A 17,720-nucleotide genomic window follows, 5' to 3' on the forward strand; every position below is an offset into this window, starting at 1 on the left:
ACCCACGTTTACGTGTGGTTTGTTACGTTCGAACTTAGCCTTAGCCATGAGATCTTCCTTATTAAACTACTTATGGAGGGTTAGCTCCATAAGTGATTTTGGTTTTTAACTATGAATTAGTTTGGGCTTATAGTAATCGAAAGATTACTCGTCGTCACCTTTTTTACCGCCAGACTGGAATTTAGAAATGATGCCTTCAGCCACGTTACGTGGAGTTTCAGCATATTTAGCAAATTCCATAGAGTAAGTTGCACGACCTTGAGACATAGAACGCATAGAAGTTGCGTAACCAAACATCTCAGCAAGTGGAACTTCAGCTTTAATCGCTTTAGTACCGCCAGGAAGGTCATCCATACCTTGAACCATACCACGACGACGGTTTAAGTCACCCATGATATCGCCCATGTAGTCTTCTGGAGTTTCTACTTCAACTTTCATGATTGGTTCAAGAAGGATAGGATCCGCTTTCATGAAACCATCACGGAAGGCATAAGAACCCGCCATTTTGAACGATAATTCGTCAGAATCGACATCATGGTAAGAACCATCGAATAGTGTCGCTTTGATACCTACAACAGGGTAACCAGCCAATACACCATTCTTCATACGTTCTTGAATACCTTTGTCAACCGCACCAAAGAATTCTTTAGGTACAGTACCGCCGACAACTTCTTCAGCGAATACATATTCTTTACCAGCTTCTTCAACATCCATAGGTTCTAAACGAACATACACATGACCGAATTTACCTTTACCACCAGTTTGACGTACGAATTTACCTTCTTGCTCAACCGATTTTTTAATCGTTTCGCGATAAGCAACCATTGGTTTACCAATGTTCGCTTCAACGTTAAATTCACGTTTCATACGGTCAACAAGGATGTCAAGGTGAAGCTCACCCATACCCGCGATGATTGTTTGACCAGATTCTTCGTCAGTGCGAACACGGAACGATGGATCTTCTTTCGCCAAACGACCAAGTGCGATAGACATTTTCTCTTGGTCAGCTTTTGTCTTAGGCTCTACAGCTAAAGAAATTACTGGCTCAGGGAATTCCATACGCTCAAGGGTAATGATGTTTTTCTCATCACACAGTGTATCACCAGTCGTAACGTCTTTAAGACCTACACATGCAGCGATGTCACCAGCGCGAATTTCTTCAACGTCTTGACGTTCGTTTGCGTGCATTTGCACGATACGACCGATACGCTCACGTTTCGCTTTAACTGGGTTATAAACTGGGTCACCTTGTTTAAGCACACCAGAGTAAACACGTACGAAAGTCAAGTTACCTACGAATTTGTCGTTCATGATTTTGAACGCTAACGCAGAGAACGGAGCTTCGTCAGATGCTTCACGAGTCGCTTTAGTTTCAGCTTTATCGTCAAGAATACCTTCGATTGCTTTAACTTCAGTCGGTGATGGCAAGAATTCAATTACAGCATCCAACATACGTTGAACACCTTTGTTTTTGAACGCTGTACCACAAAGCATTGGTTGGATTTCACAAGCCAAAGTTTGCGCACGAATACCAGCAATGATTTGCTCTTTAGTCAAATCGCCATTGTTTAGGTATTCATCCATCAATTCTTCAGATGCTTCAGCCGCAGCTTCAACCATGTTGGTGCGCCATTCTTCAGCAGTTGCTTGAAGGTCAGCAGGAATATCACCATATTCGAATTGCATACCTTGAGATGCTTCATCCCAAATGATGGCTTTCATTTCGATCAGGTCAACAACACCCTGGAAATTTTCTTCAGCACCAATTGGAATTACTACAGGTACAGGATGAGCGCCCAAACGGGTTTTCATTTGTTCAACAACACGGAAGAAGTTTGCACCAGTACGGTCCATCTTGTTCACGAATGCTAAACGAGGCACTTGGTATTTATTTGCTTGACGCCATACAGTTTCAGACTGAGGTTGTACACCACCTACAGCACAATAAACCATACATGCACCGTCAAGAACACGCATAGAACGCTCAACTTCAATTGTGAAGTCAACGTGTCCCGGGGTGTCAATTACGTTAATACGGTGTTCTGGGAATTGTTTACCCATACCAGACCAGAAACAAGTCGTAGCAGCAGAGGTAATTGTAATACCGCGCTCTTGCTCTTGTTCCATCCAGTCCATTGTTGCTGCACCATCATGTACTTCACCAATTTTGTGAGATACACCTGTGTAGAACAAGATACGTTCAGTAGTCGTGGTTTTACCAGCATCGATGTGAGCTGAAATACCAATGTTACGGTAACGAGAAATAGGGGTTTGACGAGCCATGATTTCTTGCATTCCTAAATTTTGTTGTTTAAAACAGGACGCTTTAAGCTGCCAGGCAGCTTAAAGCGATTCGATGACAAAACAGTGAAAACTGGTTTGCCACCCTCCTGAATAGGGGCTGTTTTATCCGCTTAGAAACGGTAGTGAGAGAAGGCTTTGTTGGCTTCAGCCATACGGTGCACATCTTCACGTTTTTTAATCGCTGAACCCTTACCTTCAGCTGCATCAAGCAACTCGCCAGCAAGACGTAAAGCCATTGTTTTTTCAGAACGCTTAGCAGCAGCATCTACCAACCAACGCATAGCTAGGGCAGTACGACGGGATGGGCGTACTTCCATAGGCACTTGATAAGTAGCACCACCAACACGGCGTGCTTTTACTTCGACCATAGGACGAACTTTTTCAAGAGTAGTCTCGAAAAATTCAACTGGGTCTACTTTAGATTTTTCTTGAACGCGATCTAAAGCACCGTAAACGATACTTTCAGCAATAGATTTTTTACCATCTTGCATTACGTGGTTCATGAATTTAGCGATTGTTTGGCTGCCGAACTTAGGATCCGGAAGGATTTCACGGGCAGCGACTACGCGACGTCTTGGCATTTTAATACACCTATAAATATGACACTTCAGGTTTATCCAGCATGAGTACAAAGTGTCATGTACTGTTCGCTGGCCTTACTACACGTCGCTTGAATTTTACAAAATTAAATGCAGAAATCAGACAAGCGAGACGATAAAGGATTGCGGTTCTACGGTCTTAAGAAGTTAATCTAAAAAGATTATTTCTTAGGACGTTTAGTACCGTATTTAGAACGAGACTGGTTACGATCTTTAACACCAGCGCAGTCTAAAGAACCACGAACGGTATGGTAACGTACACCTGGTAAGTCTTTAACACGACCACCACGGATAAGCACAACACTGTGCTCTTGTAGGTTATGGCCTTCACCACCGATGTAGCTTGATACTTCAAAGCCAGAAGTTAAGCGAACACGGCAAACTTTACGCATTGCTGAGTTAGGTTTTTTAGGTGTAGTTGTGTAAACACGTGTACAAACACCACGACGTTGTGGACAAGCCTTCAACGCAGGAACTTTTGATTTTTCAATCAAAGTCGTACGACCCTTACGGATCAACTGATTTGTTGTTGCCATTTGGCAATTCTCCCGTTAATAAAAAGCCTCAAAAAAATACCACTTTTTGAGGGCACACAATTGTAAGCGAAGATAGAAAAATGGTCAATATTCGAGGCCATATCAAATATCGAACACTTCCTTATATGTAGGTCAGTAGTTGCGTTTTTAAAGACGTTACCCTAGGCTTTTTTGCACTCTATTTTGTAACTTTTTTCTTGGTTGGCTTGGCTGCTTCATTTTGTTCAGATTGAGAAGCAGCAAGTTGCTCACTGCCTACATCAATTCCTTGAACATCTGCCTGAGCATATTCATCTATTTCCGATTCATCTACCGGTATGGCTGGTTTTTGCGGTTCAACCTGTGCATGAGGTTCAACCATATGTTCAGCCAAATACTCTAATCCTTGTTCTACCCGCTCACTTTTACGTTCATCATCCACAATGGCATCATCTGCTTTCTTCTTAATAGTTACTTTGGCAATCGTGCCATGCCCTTCCACTGCTATGTCTTGATCAAGTTTAAGCTCGGCATTCAGATCAGTTTTAGTAAAGGGATTTAATAATCTTGGCGTTGCCTGTGCCAATAACTCCAAAGATTTCTCATAAGCCACAATAGGAGATAACTCCGCTCCTTGATGCTGCTGCAAATAACTTCTGGCATGGGAAAATATTTGCTGTGCTTTCTGATTGACATCTTCAACCAGTTTCCAGCTATATGCTGCGCCAATGCCCGCCCCTGCAACCGGGGTTAATTTACTGATCAATGAAACTTTTGGCAGATGATTCAACCAGTTCCATTTCATTTCACCATTTTGATTGACCAGCCATTTTTTCAGTGACTCGCTATCATTGCTGGAACCTAGCATGTTTTGCAATTGAGCGATGTCATGGGTTTGCAGCATATTGGACACTATTTTGAGTGCCATCAATACACTCTGTTTTTCAGCAATCTGCCCCAAGTCGATTTGTTTAAACACAAACTGGACAATATCCTGTTCAGTGTCTTTGTTCAGCTCAAAGCCATAAGCACGTCCCACCTGATAAATCATGCGTAGAGACATCAGCAGTGACAAAGGTACGTCAATCGCTGAGCCAACTACACCTGTAGCACCCGTCACGGCACCCTGTATAGAGGCAAGCCATTTATTTTGTTCAGCCAAAGCCTGGCTCAGACGTTTTGAACGTTCAACATCTTGAGTCAGTTCCTGTAAATCTTTTGCACCGGCCTGATCCAGCACGGCATCTACAGAACTCAGATTTGAAGTAAATTGATTTAAATGTTCAAAAAAATAGTCCGATACCTTGTCTGAAAAATCCGGTGAAACAAAATTAGCCACGCGACTGACCTTGCCGTACTGACGACCCAGCAATTGCCGCGATACATTAGGTAAATATTCGCGCATCATTTGTTGAGGATTATCATATTTTCTGGATTCAAATACGCTTTGAGAACGGGCACTTCCCTCAATGACATGACCATTGCTCAAGGCTCCATTGGCCTTGCCAGCACGTTCGGCAGCAGCATGATTCAGCACACTCATTCCTGTTGTACTGATCTTTTTAGCCACTCCCAAAGCATTTGAGAAGAATCCACCTGAATGTTTATTATTGGTATCTGTCATTCTTTACCCTCATCTTCTATTCTTACAATTATTGATAAATACTAGGTGTAGTCTAAGTTTATCTCAATATTAATGTGTATCTTTTAGTTAATTATTCTGGGTAAACATTACAGATACATACTGTCAAAATAGGCATAATATTTGCCATAAGAATTCAAAAACCTTTCTGCTATCATGAATACAACCGAAAGACATGAGTAATGCGCTGGATTGAGGTTTTTAGTTTTCTCCCTGAATCAGCTGCCTTTACTCAAAATATCACCATATAAGGGATCTGTAGATGAAGCGTGTTGTAATCACTGGTATGGGTATCAACTCATGCATTGGTAACTCTTTAGAAGATGTCACTCATTCTTTACAAAACGGGGTTTCTGGAACACGTTTTAACCCGACTTATGCAGAATTAAACTTTAAGAGCCATGTCAGTGCAGCAGCTGAACAAGATTTTGACAACATTGACCGCAAATTGAAACGCTTCATGGGCGTGTGTGCAATGTATGCCTACAACTCGGCACTTTCTGCTGTTGAACATGCCGGTTTACAAGTTGAAGATTTAGCCAATAACCCGCGTTACGGTATTACCGGTGGTTCAGGTGGTGGTTCAACCGCCTCTGTCATTGAAATGAACGAACTATTGCAAACCAAAGGTGCGCGTAAAGTTGGTCCTTTCTTTGTGCCGCGTAACATGACCAATACCATTACCGCAAACGTCGGTGTGGCATTCAAACTGCAAGGTGTAGCGCATACCATTACCAGCGCATGTGCAACTTCTGCCGATGCGATTGGTTATGCATATAACCTGATTCAATTGGGCAAACAGGATTTAATGCTTGCCGGCGGTGGTGAAGAAGATCATTGGTCACAAAGCTTGTTGTTTGATGCCATGGGTGCGCTTTGCTCTAAATACAATGACACCCCTGAAAAAGCTTCTCGCCCATACTCTGCTGACCGTGACGGTTTCGTAATTGCTGGTGGCGGCGGTTTTGTGGTGCTTGAATCACTTGAGCATGCACAAGCTCGTGGTGCAAAAATTCTTGCTGAAGTAGTGGGCTATGCAGCTAACTCTGATGGTGCAGACATGGTGGCTCCAAGCGGTGAAGGCGCAACACGCTGTATCCTGATGGCACTGGAAGAAGCGAAACAGCATGGGGTTGACAAGATTGACTATGTGAACACTCATGGTACTTCAACTCCAGCAGGTGACGTGACTGAACTGAAAGCCATGGAACGTGCATTCGGTGAAGGCCAAGTACCGCCTATCAGCTCAACCAAGTCTATGACCGGTCACAGCTTGGGTGCTGCGGGTGTACATGAAGCCATTTATTCTGTCCTGATGATGCAAAATGACTTTATTGCGCCAAACATCAACGTGACTGAACTGGATGAAGGTGCAAAACCGTTTGATATCGTACTTGAAAAACGTGATGCAAAATTGAATACTGTGATGAGTAACAGTTTCGGTTTTGGCGGTGTAAATGCTTGTCTCGTTTTCAAAAAATGGGAAGGCTAAGCTAAGAAGTGTTGATCATTCAGCCATGGATGATCAACTTCTGCCACACTGCCCTTTAAAAGGGTGAATGGATGGATGCTCCTTCTGATGCTTTCTTGTGGGTAAAAGCATTACATATTATTGCAGTCGTTTGCTGGTTTGCGGCCTTGTTCTACCTGCCACGTTTGTACGTTTACCATGCCATGAGTGAAGATGCGGTGAGTCATCAGCGTTTTGAAGTCATGGAACGTAAGCTGTACCGTGGCATCATGTGGCCTTCCATGATTGCCACACTGATCACCGCGCACTTTTTGGTGGATTGGGGTGATGCAACGCGTCATTACCACGATGCACTGTGGTTTTACCTGAAAGTCGGATTGGTCGGATTATTGGTAATTTATCATTTTGTTTGTGGTTATTACCGTAAAAAACTGATCGGCAATGCGCATTACAAATCACACAAGTTCTGGCGCTTCTTTAATGAAATGCCAACGCTGATTTTATTTGCCGTAGTAATTTTAGTGGTGGTTAAACCGATCTTCTAAGCATCAAAAAGCCCTCAATCGAGGGCTTTTTTACATCTGACAAAAACCATATCTGAGAGAAACTTAGTTCAACATTTCCTGATTACGTTTCATCAGCATGTCCTGATGACGTTTACGCATCCGCGGTTTATACAGGAGCTGATAGGTCACGGCTAAAATAATCAGCCAAATCGGACTGATCATCAGGGCACGCAAGGTATCGGCTTCCAGACTTAAAATAATCAAAGTAAAGAACAAGAACACCAGTACCACATAGGACATCCATATCCCGCCCGGCATTTTAAAGGTTGACTTGGCATGCAGTTCTGGGCGCAGTTTACGGTAACGGATATAGCACACCATGATGATGCTCCAGATACTGATAAACAAAATCACGCACAGCGAACTTGCTAAGGTAAAGGCTTCAACCGTGTTCGGTACAAAGTATTGTAATGCTGCCCCCGCCATAATAAAGGCACAAGAGAACAATAAACCTTTAGCAGGCACAGCACGCTTAGATAATTGTGCCAGGTTTTGCGGTGCCTGCCCCTCTCTCGCCAAGCCAAACAGCATGCGTGATGTTGAAAACACGCCACTGTTCATAGAGGACATGACCGATGACAGCACCACCAGGTTCATAATAATCGCTGCTGCACCAATACCCGCATGCATGAACAATGACACAAAGGGACTTTGATCCGCAGGAATCTGGTTCCATGGGGTCACCGACATCACAATGAACAGCGACAACACATAGAACAAAATAATCCGGGTCGGAATGGCATTCACCGCCTTTGGCAAGTTCTTTTCAGGGTCTTGGGTTTCTGCTGCCATGGTTCCAATCAGTTCCACTCCAACAAAAGCAAACAAGGCAATCTGGAAACCGGCCAGGAAACCGCTGCCACCTTGCGGGAACATGCCGCCATGCGACCAGACATTACTAAAGCTGGCAAGCGAACCACCCGGTGCATGAAAATGGTTAAACACCATAAAGCCACCAATACCAATCAGCCCTAAAATGGCCAAAATCTTGATGAGCGCAAACCAGAATTCAATTTCACCAAACAGACGTACGGCGAGCATATTAATGCCAAGTACCAGCAACACGCAGGCCACGCTGATCATGGCCTGTCCTGATGGCGTAAAGGCCATACCGTCAGGCAGCCAAAAGCCAAGATAGTTGATAATGGCTGCCAGGTCTGCAATGCCAACCAGTACCCAGCCCAGCCAGTATGACCAGCCAATATAGTAGCCTGCACCCGGACCAATCAGGTCATGCGCCATATCGATAAAGGATTTGTAATGCAGGTTGGAGAGTAAAATTTCACCCAATGCGCGCATCAGGAAAAAGAACATGGTACCAATGATCGTATAGATCAATAAAATTGAAGGGCCAGCCAGGGAGATGGTTTTGCCTGAGCCCATAAACAGGCCTGTCCCAATCGCGCCACCAATGGCAATAAGTTGCAGGTGACGGTTGGACAGTTTTCGTTGTAGTTCATGCGATGATGCCTTGGCATCGTCTGCTCGTGGTGTAGTGGTCATAACTGAACATCCTTTTAACATACGATTGCGTGTAAACCATGTGCTTTACATTGCCAGTCATCCCAACCAGCGACATTTACACGCCAGGCAGCAAATCGGTCTCAACCGCTTTGCTGCCATACGGGGGAGATTTTTGACATTAAGGCTGTGCCGCCGTTACAGCAATTTCAATCAACCAGTCCGGATTGACTAGATCCGCCTGAATGGTGGCACGCGAAGGTGGAGTACAACCTTTCATCCAGTCAATCCAAATGGCATTGACGATTGAAAAGTCAGCGAGATTTTTAATATAAAGCTGTGCAGACAGCAGTCGGGATTTATCGGTTCCAGCCAAAGCCAGCAATTCATCAATAGTGGCTAAAATTTCATGGGTCTGGCCTGCGACACCATTACCGGTATTTTTAGGTACTTGTCCTGACAAATACACCACCTGATTAAACACAGTGACTGCGCTCATGACGGCGTTGCTATTGAACTTTTCTATATCGCTATGGGCCATCTACATTTCCTTGTATCAATGAATTGAATGAATGATCTGATTTTTTAAAATTTAATCTTGAATAAAATTGACGCGTGCAGTGACAGCACACATCAGCTCATAGCCAATCGTGCCTGAACCTGCCGCCACTTCATCAATACTGAGCACAGTGCCGTGTTTCGATGTACCCCACAGCACCACTTCACTACCGACTTGGGCACTTGGGAGATGAGATAAATCGACCGCCAACATGTCCATGCTGACACGACCGACCAAACTGCTGCGTTGACCATCGACTAAAATGGGCGTACCTGTTGCGGTAATACGCTGATAACCATCGGCATAACCGCAAGCCACCACACCAATACGCATATCGGTTTCAGCAATGAACTTTGAGCCGTAACCGACGCTATCACCCGCTTTGAGCTGTTGTACTGCAATGATCTCACTACGCAGACTCATCGCAGGCTGCAAATTCCAGTCTTGAATAGAATGGCTTGGATAATCTGGAGAACTGCCGTAAAGCATGATGCCGCTACGGATTACATCCGACTGCAACTGCGGATGGCGTAAGATGGCTGCACTGTTGCTGACTGAACGCGCACCCGGTAAATCATGGGTGATTGCCTCAAACAACTGGCATTGATGCTCAATGCCGTCACGTCTTAAACGCTCACCATCAGCATCCGAGAAATGCATCATGTGAGTGATGCTTTGAACATTATTCAGTTGAGATAATTGTTGCCAGATGTCGCGGTAATGTTCGACAGCAAAACCTAAACGGTTCATGCCACTGTTCATTTTCAGGTAAACATCAAACCGGGCTGGTCTGGGGAATCGGGCTAACCATTCAATCTGATATTGGCTATGAATTGTGAAACTCAAATTCAGTTCATCACAGTCAAACAGGTCTTGCTCGGAAAAGATGCCTTCAAGCAATAAGACGGGGCCTTTCCAGCCCAGAGCACGAATGCGTTTCGCCTCTGCCAAATCAAGCAGTGCAAAACCATCGGCAGATTTGAAAGCTTGATAGACGCGCTCAATACCATGACCATAGGCATTGGCTTTCACCACCGCATAGACTTGGCTATTCGGCATTTTGGTACGAGCAACATTTAAATTGTGCTGCAGTGACTGACGATGAATCACCGCAGTAATGGGACGTGGCATGTTGTTCTTCCTTGAATCAATATGACCTAAAACAGATTAAGCTGCTGAAGGGTAACGTTGGATAGATAGACCTTCAGTACTGATGTCTGGTTGATGATTCATGACCAGGTCGCTGATGAGCTTGCCTGAACCGCAGGCCATGGTCCATCCCAGCGTGCCGTGACCGGTGTTGAGGAACAGGTTTTTAAAACGTGTTGCGCCAATAATCGGGGTAGAGTCCGGCGTCATTGGACGCAAACCGGTCCAGAAAGTTGCTTCTGCCAGGTTTCCACCCGGGAATAAATCCTTGGTAACCATTTCCAGAGTTGCACGACGATCCTGGTTCAAGCCATGGTTAAAACCACTCAGTTCTGCCATACCACCCACCCGGATACGCTGATCAAAACGGGTAATCGCAATCTTGTAAGTCTCATCCAGCACGGTAGACTGCGGTGCAAATGCAGGATCTACAATTGGAATGGTGAGTGAATAGCCTTTCACCGGATAAACCGGCAGGTTCAGATGCAATGGTTTGAGGAAGTCACGTGAATAACTGCCAAAAGCCAGCACATAACGGTCTGCAGTAAGGACTTGTCCATTTACCACCACGCCCTTGATGTCATCCCCTTCGAACACCAGTTTTTCGACGTTTTGGTTGAACTTAAACTCTACACCCAGCTCTTTGGCCAAGTTTGCAAGTGCATTGGTAAATAGGTAGCAGTCGCCGGTTTCATCATTCGGTAAATGCAGGCCACCGACCAGTTTATCTTTAGCAAATTCCAAAGCAGGTTCTACTTTGGCCAGATCATCTTTGAGCAAAAGTTCATGCTCCACACCACATTCTTTTAACACCTGAATGTCACGTTGAACCATGTCTAGTTGCGCTTCATTACGAAAAACTTGCAAAGTGCCTTTAGAACGGTTTTCATAATGAATGCCAGTATCTTTACGCAGCTCTCTGAGGCAGTCACGGCTATACTCTGCCACCCGGGTCATGCGCTCTTTATTAATCGCATAGCTTTGCGGATTGCAGTTCTTGAGCATCTGCGCCATCCACTGTAATTGCCACATGCTGCCATCCATATTGATGGCAAGCGGAGCATGATGCTGAAACATCCACTTGACTGCTTTAAATGGAATACCCGGTGCTGCCCACGGAGTTGAATAACCCGGCGAGACTTGACCTGCATTGGCAAAACTGGTTTCTTCAGCAGGCCCAGACTGACGATCCAAAACAGTAACAGTTGCTCCCTGTTGTGCGAGGTAATACGCACTTGCAACCCCGATTACACCACTACCCAAGACAATTACACGCATTGCTTATCCCTAACGCATACTAGTTTATTTCACTAGTATATTTTTTGATTGATAGTTTTTTTCACTGTTTTAAGCACTATAATCTAGGTAATTTAATAGTTTTGTCGCGAAAAAATTCTAAAAAAAGGAAAATCATAATGCGTAAATTGGATCGTATAGATCAGCAGATTCTGGATATTTTGCAGCGCGATGGACGGATTGCCATCAGCGAATTGGCATCTCGGGTCAATCTGTCTACCACCCCCTGTTCGGAACGGGTCAAACGTCTGGAACGCGATGGCATCATCATGGGCTATTACGCGCGGCTGAATCCGCAACTGGTCGATCGCAACTTGCTGGTATTTTTAGAAATCAAACTATCCGCCAAATCAGGCGATGTGTTTGATCAGGTTGCACGTGATTTGGTGGAAATTCCTGAAGTTCTGGAATGTCACCTGATTTCAGGCGAATTTGATTACCTGGTGAAAGCACGTTTAAAAGAAATGAGTGCCTATCGACGTCTTTTGGGTGATCTGCTGAAAAAACTTCCCTCCTCCGCTTCCTCACACAGTTACATTGTCATGGAAGAAGTGAAGGAAAGTTTTTATCTGGATCTACGTTAAAAGCCGAAAAAGCTTGATTCAGAGTAGATACCCAGGGAACTAATTGCTTGTATTGAGTGATCAAAAAAATTGAAGCAGATCGGAAAATTTGGCTATACGCGCCTTAGGTTTTGCCTGAGTAAGCTCTGCATCAGAGCCATAACCATAATCCACTGCGATGGTGTCTATACCATTGCTGCGAGCGCCAAAAATATCATGCTCGCGATCGCCAACCATCACGCATTCAGCCGGATCTAACTTTCCCTTTTCAAGGATATAGGCAATCAGCTCCGCTTTATTGGTACGCTCACCATTCAGCTCACTGCCATAGGCATAAGTAAAATATTGCAGCAGATCAAAATGTTCTAAAATCTGCTTGGCATAGATTTGAGGTTTTGCCGTAGCCAAATACAAACGGAAACCTTTTTGCTGTAAGGTTTGCAAAGTTGCAGCCACATCTTCAAAAACATGATTTTCATATAAACCGGTCACGGCAAAGCGCTCCCGATACCCCATCAGGGCCTGTTCAGCCAAAACATCATCCACCGGCACATTTAAAATTTTCGCCAAAGAAGCCTGCAAAGGTGGACCAATAATCCAGTCGATGTTGACGTCATCGGCAATCGGATGACCTACTTTGGCCAGGCCATAACGCGCTGAAGTAGTAATCCCCACTTTTGGATCAGTTAATGTTCCATCTAAATCAATCAAAATATTCTTAATCACCAACCGACCCTTCAACTTAAATTTTTACTTCACAAATACTATCGAGACTTGGCTCAAAGTTGCCTATACTAACGCAAATTTTGTGATTTAAGGACATCATTGTGCGCCCTACTGTACTTTGCTTTTCTGGTTTAGATCCATCGGGTGGCGCTGGCTTGCAGGCAGATATTGAAGCGATTGGCCAAAGTGGCGCACATGCAGCAATTGCCTGTACTGCGCTGACCATTCAAAACTCGCAGCAGGTGTTTGGTTTTGAAGCAACCTCCAAAGAGTTATTGCTGGCTCAAGCCCATGCAGTAGTCGGTGATTTACCGATTAAATGTGTTAAATCCGGTATGTTAGGCACCACAGACAATATTGCAGCTTTGGCTGAATTTTTACGTGAACATCCTGAGTATCTGTATGTGCTCGATCCAGTACTGGTGGCCAATAGTGGCGGCTCGTTAGGTGATCAAGCCACACTAGTGAAAGCCTTTGTGGAACTGATTCCACTGGCTACTGTGCTGACCCCGAACACCGTCGAACTTCGTGCCTTAACCGGCGTGGAAGATATTGACCAGGCAACGGCAAAACTTTTTGCCATGGGTGCTAAAGCTGTTTTAGTCAAAGGCGGCCATGAAGATACCCCTGACTATATCCGTAATGCTTTATATATAGATGGCAAGCTGGTATCTGAAACCCGGTGTCCTCGCCTTGAAGGTCAATATCACGGTTCAGGCTGTTCGCTGGCCAGCTTTATTGCCGGCCGTTTAGCACAAGGGGACGATTTAAAACAGGCGGTCAACCATGCCGAAACCTGGCTGTTTGGCGTACTGAAAAAAGCAGAATCCCCGGTGCCGAATGGCCAGAAAATCCCTAAACGCTTTTAAACCCATCTTCAATATTGCATCCTGATGATCTGCTCATGGTTTGGCTATGATCTCAGGTTTTTGCATTGTTTCTATTTATTGCCGAAAAATAAAGCATGTATCAATACATGCTTTAATCTGAGCATCGATTTGATTTATACAATCAGGTCTTTAATGGTGGTGCTGGAAGCATTATTTTTTACCGATTCAATGCCTTTTTCACGGGATTGCTCGCTTGAATAAAGTTGACTGGTGCCAATAATTTGATGATTTGCTGCTTTTAAATTGAAATAGGGTTTACCGTTTTTCGCTTGCAGACGTTCATAGCGGCTATCCTCAGGGCTATTTTTTTGCACTGATTCAATGCCATTCTGTACCGAAGCTTTAGTCTTGTACAATTCGCTAGTCAGAATCACTTCCCCATTGCCAGCTTTCAAAACAAAGCGATATTGCCCATCGCTCGCCTGACTTACTTCATACCATCCTGCCATATAAAACACTCCGCTTGTTATTGTAAAAGTTATAAAAGAATAGAATTACATTGTTAAAAAATACGCTATTTATATTAAATATAAATGACTTTTTATTTCAAAAAAAGCACATTTTATGATCACAATTTAAATCTAGATGGATATGATTTATCGCATTAAAAGGACACTGAGCTATTCTTATCAAAACCCAGTTTTCTCCAAGTACAGTTCCGATCGCAGCCCAATAACAGGCCGCCAAGAGAATAAATTGCCCATCTATTCTCTCTCTGGCTGTTGATTAAATAGGCAGACTAGCCTTAAACAATTTTTTTAGCGTAGGTCGCTTTCTGCATTTCCAATATTTCCACACAAATCTGTACATTGACTTGGCTTTGGGCTGGCATGTGCTGTTCAAGGGTGTGCAGAATCACTTGAGCAATTTGCTGTTGTAACTCTACACTACGTCCAGTCAATAAAGAAACTTTGGCATGAACATAGGCTTGTGAAGCATCTCCCAAACCAATGACATAATCGTGCTGGCAAATGGCACGACTTTTTAGCTCATTCGCGGCAGTGACATAAGCTCCCTCAACCAGGGCCTGATTTAAAGCAAGCAAGAGGGGTTTTGGTTCAAAATTTTCTACATTGTCTGAATATTCAAGATGGATATGCGGCATAACAACAATTCTTTAAGATGAATGACTATAGTTATAGCATGAGGGTGCTTTAATCATAAAACAGATCTGTCAATGTTTAATCAACAATGCTTCTGATAAAAACCAGTAATATGATAATTCATGCAGTCACTACTTCATAAAAAAAGCTCCGGCATGTTGCCAGAGCTTTTTTGGTTTTTAATGTAGCGAATTAAGCTTTTTTCACAAATTCAGATTTTAATTTCATGGCACCAAAGCCATCCACTTTACAGTCCAAATCATGACCATCACTTGAGTCAGGCAATAAACGAATGTTCTTTGCTTTGGTCCCAACTTTAATCACCGATGAAGAACCTTTAATTTTCAGATCTTTAATCAGGGTAACAGTATCGCCATCAGCAAGCACATTGCCATTTGCATCTTTAATAATTGTAGCCTGTTCAGCACTGCTTTCGCCTTGTTTCCACTCATGAGCGCATTCTGGGCAAATCAGTAAATCGCCATCTTGATAAGCATATTCTGAATTACATTTGGGGCAATTTGGCAAAGACATAAAAAAACCTCAAAAACGCTACTATAGCATTTTATCCGCAACACGCCTGCTAAAACCTTATATAAATTATGGAATAAAACTGCTCATCAGATGCTTTCAGCTTTCCTCTAAAACCTTTTTAAGTACAATAACATGGTTATATTTTTCACTTTTTGCTGCAGTGATGAGGCTAATTTTTTCCTGTTTAGCGATTTCGCTAATTTGCTGCAATAGCGCTACTTGTTGCTGCAATTCAGCTCTGTAACGTTGCTGAAATTCGTCCCAATGTTCGGGGTCATGCCCATACCATTTTCGCAGCTCAGTCGAAGGGGTAATGTTCTTGAGCCACAGATCAATTTTAGCATCTTCCTTTTTAATGCCTCTGGGCCACAACCGGTCAACCAAAATCCGCTTTCCATCTGAAGCTAGAACTTCAGCATAGGCACGTTTGATTTGAATTTGCATTGCAAGCTGCTACTGATCTGGAATTTCAGCATTGACCAGTAAAGCCAGCAATTGCAAGGATTCCTGCCATCCCAAATAGCATGCTTCAACAGGAATAACATCGGGAATGCCAGATTGGGTAATATGCACTTCCGTTCCAACAGAAACTGCTTTTAATTGAATGCTTACTTCAATGTTTCCGGGCAAATTGGGATCATCGAACTGGTCGCTATAGCGCAACAATTGGTTGGGAATGATTTCATGATAGATGCCAGCAAAGGAGTGGCTGGAACCGGTAGAAAAATTGCTAAACGACATTTTGTAAGTCCCACCGACTTTGGCATCCAGATGATGAACCTTAGCGGTAAAACCATGTGGCGCCATCCATTTAACCAGAGCATCCGGGTCAATAAATGCTTTAAAAACCCGTTCTGGTGGTGCGGTAAATACACGGTGCAGTTTCACTGTATTGCTTTCAGTCATTTGCGAACCTCGTCTTATTGTTATTTTTAAAATGCAAGTTGATTGCGGTTATTCTCTGATGCTGTAGGGCTTTAATACGATATTAAGCAGGGTTTTCACTTCCTTGTTAATCAGCAATTAAAATATCCCTAAACAGTATAGGTCTAAAAACAGCTACATTCAGGCAGGTATTTTTAGTCTGAGTGTAAAATCCGGCTGTGAGTATTTAATCTGGCATGTCATCAATATCATTGGGTTCTGTGCGGGGCTGGATGTTCATACAGTGCCGAAAACAGGATGAACGTTCATACGCCTGCATACGTACCCGCATGATCGAACCTAAAGGCTGGTGTTCTTTTATACCATGCCAAGGATTGAAAGACAGCACGTCATCTGAATAGACTCGACGTGCCGGACTAAAGGTCTTCTGCTTGGGAAAATGTAAAGTACCAATGACTTGATGCGGTGATTCATCTTCATCCCACAACACGGCGGCATCTTCGACAGGCATACGGTCCAGATGGGTACATAGCTGGGCACGAATCGCATATTCAGCGGTATTACGTTTAAAAAAATCCTGTACCAGATCACGTATGCTGGAATCATCTTGAATTTGCATCGTTATGCTGGTCAGCTGCTTCACCGATTCAGATTCAGGCGCCACACTGATTTTGGCAATATAGTTGCCATAACGTAGGGCTGCCATACTGTGATAGGTTTCCCCAAGTATATGATGCTGACTACGCGTCAGTCCCTGGATAGTCGCAGAGGCCGGCAAGCCTGCACGATTGACCAGACCCCACGCATAACTCCTCGAAAACCATGCATGACCAGTTCAGGTGCCCTTTCCCCTTCAGTAATAAAAGGCAGCATTTGCATATATTTGCGTACCGTTCCAAAAACCAGCACCGGAATATTGACCAGCAGAAAGTCCTGATTTTTTCCATCACTTGAATCTTCTGGTAATAAGCGCTCGCCCGGCACATTTAAAATTTTAGCTGCAAAACCATGTGGAGCCGGCGTTCTGTCACTTCGCAAATCACCCGGTGCAGCAGACAGACGGACTATGACATCATAATAACCAGGATGGGCAAAAACTCCCTGCGCCAGGTAATCTGGCAGGTTTTCAGGAATGGTCAAAATGCCTTTTAAGAAACCGTGGGATTTAGCATGTGCATCTCGAACTGCATGACGATGCTTGTCAAAAACCTGAATATGGGTTTGAGCCATATGCTCTACAATGTACTGAATATCTTCTTCTTCATTTTCCTGTTTTTGTTCTACCTCTGGACGATAGGCCACATAATTATTGACTGCCATGCGGTGCTCCTTTCGATTCTTCGAATATGGATGAACTGCTTTTTAAAATTTATGTATTAATCTAGCAAGGAGTACTCATTATAAATGCAGTGCTTAGTAAATAATTTGAGTGTGTTTAGTAAACAAATGGGCAGATA

Annotated in this window: 18 protein-coding genes and 1 pseudogene; 4 read left to right on the forward strand and 15 right to left on the reverse strand. The window is 43.7% G+C overall.

From position 1 onward, the window contains the following. Positions 1-144: 144 nt before the first annotated feature. The 4 genes from fusA to WAE57_RS11730 all read right to left on the reverse strand — a co-directional run bounded on the left by fusA (position 145) and on the right by WAE57_RS11730 (position 5,042). The gene (fusA, locus tag WAE57_RS11715) at positions 145-2,283 is read right to left on the reverse strand and encodes an elongation factor G (protein WP_086175354.1); all 2,139 of its coding nucleotides are present in this window, start codon (positions 2,281-2,283) and stop codon (positions 145-147) included. Positions 2,284-2,414: 131 nt separating this feature from the next. After that, on the reverse strand, positions 2,415-2,885 hold the full coding sequence (gene rpsG, locus WAE57_RS11720; RefSeq protein ID WP_004648014.1) for a 30S ribosomal protein S7: 471 nt from the start codon (positions 2,883-2,885) through the stop codon (positions 2,415-2,417). A 179-nt stretch (positions 2,886-3,064) separates the two neighbouring features. Beyond that, the gene (gene rpsL / locus WAE57_RS11725; protein WP_004648013.1) at positions 3,065-3,439 is read right to left on the reverse strand and encodes a 30S ribosomal protein S12; all 375 of its coding nucleotides are present in this window, start codon (positions 3,437-3,439) and stop codon (positions 3,065-3,067) included. A 178-nt stretch (positions 3,440-3,617) separates the two neighbouring features. Next, a complete protein-coding gene (locus tag WAE57_RS11730; protein ID WP_337710753.1) occupies positions 3,618-5,042 on the reverse strand; it encodes an EcsC family protein in 1,425 nt (474 codons plus the stop codon). A 280-nt stretch (positions 5,043-5,322) separates the two neighbouring features. On the opposite strand from WAE57_RS11730, the gene WAE57_RS11735 reads away from it, so the two are divergent. Together WAE57_RS11735 and hemJ are read left to right on the forward strand one after the other, a co-directional pair. Beyond that, entirely contained in the window at positions 5,323-6,552 is a 1,230-nt protein-coding gene (locus WAE57_RS11735) for a beta-ketoacyl-ACP synthase II (protein ID WP_237788218.1), read from the forward strand. Between the two features lie 71 nt (positions 6,553-6,623). Then, on the forward strand, positions 6,624-7,076 hold the full coding sequence (gene hemJ, locus WAE57_RS11740) for a protoporphyrinogen oxidase HemJ (protein WP_301433012.1): 453 nt from the start codon (positions 6,624-6,626) through the stop codon (positions 7,074-7,076). A 63-nt stretch (positions 7,077-7,139) separates the two neighbouring features. Here the strand turns inward: hemJ and WAE57_RS11745 are convergent, their stop codons facing one another. The 4 genes from WAE57_RS11745 to WAE57_RS11760 form a co-directional block, all read right to left on the reverse strand. Then, positions 7,140-8,600: an amino acid permease gene (locus WAE57_RS11745; protein ID WP_337710754.1), complete on the reverse strand. Its 1,461-nt coding sequence runs from the start codon at positions 8,598-8,600 to the stop codon at positions 7,140-7,142. Between the two features lie 139 nt (positions 8,601-8,739). Next, entirely contained in the window at positions 8,740-9,099 is a 360-nt protein-coding gene (locus tag WAE57_RS11750) for a RidA family protein (RefSeq protein ID WP_337710755.1), read from the reverse strand. Between the two features lie 51 nt (positions 9,100-9,150). Then, on the reverse strand, positions 9,151-10,248 hold the full coding sequence (alr, locus tag WAE57_RS11755) for an alanine racemase (protein WP_337710756.1): 1,098 nt from the start codon (positions 10,246-10,248) through the stop codon (positions 9,151-9,153). A 36-nt stretch (positions 10,249-10,284) separates the two neighbouring features. After that, a complete protein-coding gene (locus WAE57_RS11760; RefSeq protein WP_337710757.1) occupies positions 10,285-11,544 on the reverse strand; it encodes a D-amino acid dehydrogenase in 1,260 nt (419 codons plus the stop codon). A 137-nt stretch (positions 11,545-11,681) separates the two neighbouring features. Between WAE57_RS11760 and WAE57_RS11765 the strand changes: the two genes are divergently transcribed. Beyond that, on the forward strand, positions 11,682-12,146 hold the full coding sequence (locus WAE57_RS11765) for an Lrp/AsnC ligand binding domain-containing protein (protein WP_086197651.1): 465 nt from the start codon (positions 11,682-11,684) through the stop codon (positions 12,144-12,146). A 60-nt stretch (positions 12,147-12,206) separates the two neighbouring features. On the opposite strand, the gene WAE57_RS11770 is transcribed toward WAE57_RS11765, so the two are convergent. Continuing rightward, the gene (locus tag WAE57_RS11770; RefSeq protein ID WP_337710758.1) at positions 12,207-12,851 is read right to left on the reverse strand and encodes an HAD-IA family hydrolase; all 645 of its coding nucleotides are present in this window, start codon (positions 12,849-12,851) and stop codon (positions 12,207-12,209) included. Positions 12,852-12,952: 101 nt separating this feature from the next. On the opposite strand from WAE57_RS11770, the gene WAE57_RS11775 reads away from it, so the two are divergent. Continuing rightward, on the forward strand, positions 12,953-13,720 hold the full coding sequence (locus tag WAE57_RS11775) for a hydroxymethylpyrimidine/phosphomethylpyrimidine kinase (protein WP_337710759.1): 768 nt from the start codon (positions 12,953-12,955) through the stop codon (positions 13,718-13,720). Positions 13,721-13,854: 134 nt separating this feature from the next. Here WAE57_RS11775 and WAE57_RS11780 read toward each other — a convergent pair whose 3' ends face one another. From WAE57_RS11780 to WAE57_RS11805, 6 genes and pseudogenes are all read right to left on the reverse strand, one after another. After that, positions 13,855-14,190 (reverse strand): YegP family protein, encoded by a 336-nt coding sequence (locus WAE57_RS11780; RefSeq protein ID WP_337710760.1) that lies wholly within the window; start codon positions 14,188-14,190, stop codon positions 13,855-13,857. A gap of 296 nt (positions 14,191-14,486) precedes the next feature. Then, a complete protein-coding gene (locus tag WAE57_RS11785) occupies positions 14,487-14,846 on the reverse strand; it encodes a 5-carboxymethyl-2-hydroxymuconate Delta-isomerase (RefSeq protein ID WP_237788226.1) in 360 nt (119 codons plus the stop codon). A gap of 190 nt (positions 14,847-15,036) precedes the next feature. Next, positions 15,037-15,378: a zinc ribbon domain-containing protein YjdM gene (locus WAE57_RS11790; RefSeq protein WP_337710761.1), complete on the reverse strand. Its 342-nt coding sequence runs from the start codon at positions 15,376-15,378 to the stop codon at positions 15,037-15,039. A gap of 96 nt (positions 15,379-15,474) precedes the next feature. After that, a complete protein-coding gene (locus WAE57_RS11795; protein ID WP_337710762.1) occupies positions 15,475-15,822 on the reverse strand; it encodes a DUF488 family protein in 348 nt (115 codons plus the stop codon). Between the two features lie 9 nt (positions 15,823-15,831). Further along, complete coding sequence (locus tag WAE57_RS11800) at positions 15,832-16,284, reverse strand: SRPBCC family protein (protein ID WP_337710763.1); 453 nt, start codon at positions 16,282-16,284, stop codon at positions 15,832-15,834. Between the two features lie 205 nt (positions 16,285-16,489). Next, positions 16,490-17,583, reverse strand: a pseudogene (locus tag WAE57_RS11805) (catalase family protein). Positions 17,584-17,720 lie beyond the last annotated feature (137 nt).

This window comes from Acinetobacter sp. NS-4, assembly GCF_037402435.1.
In the GTDB taxonomy this organism is placed as follows: Bacteria; Pseudomonadota; Gammaproteobacteria; order Pseudomonadales; family Moraxellaceae; genus Acinetobacter.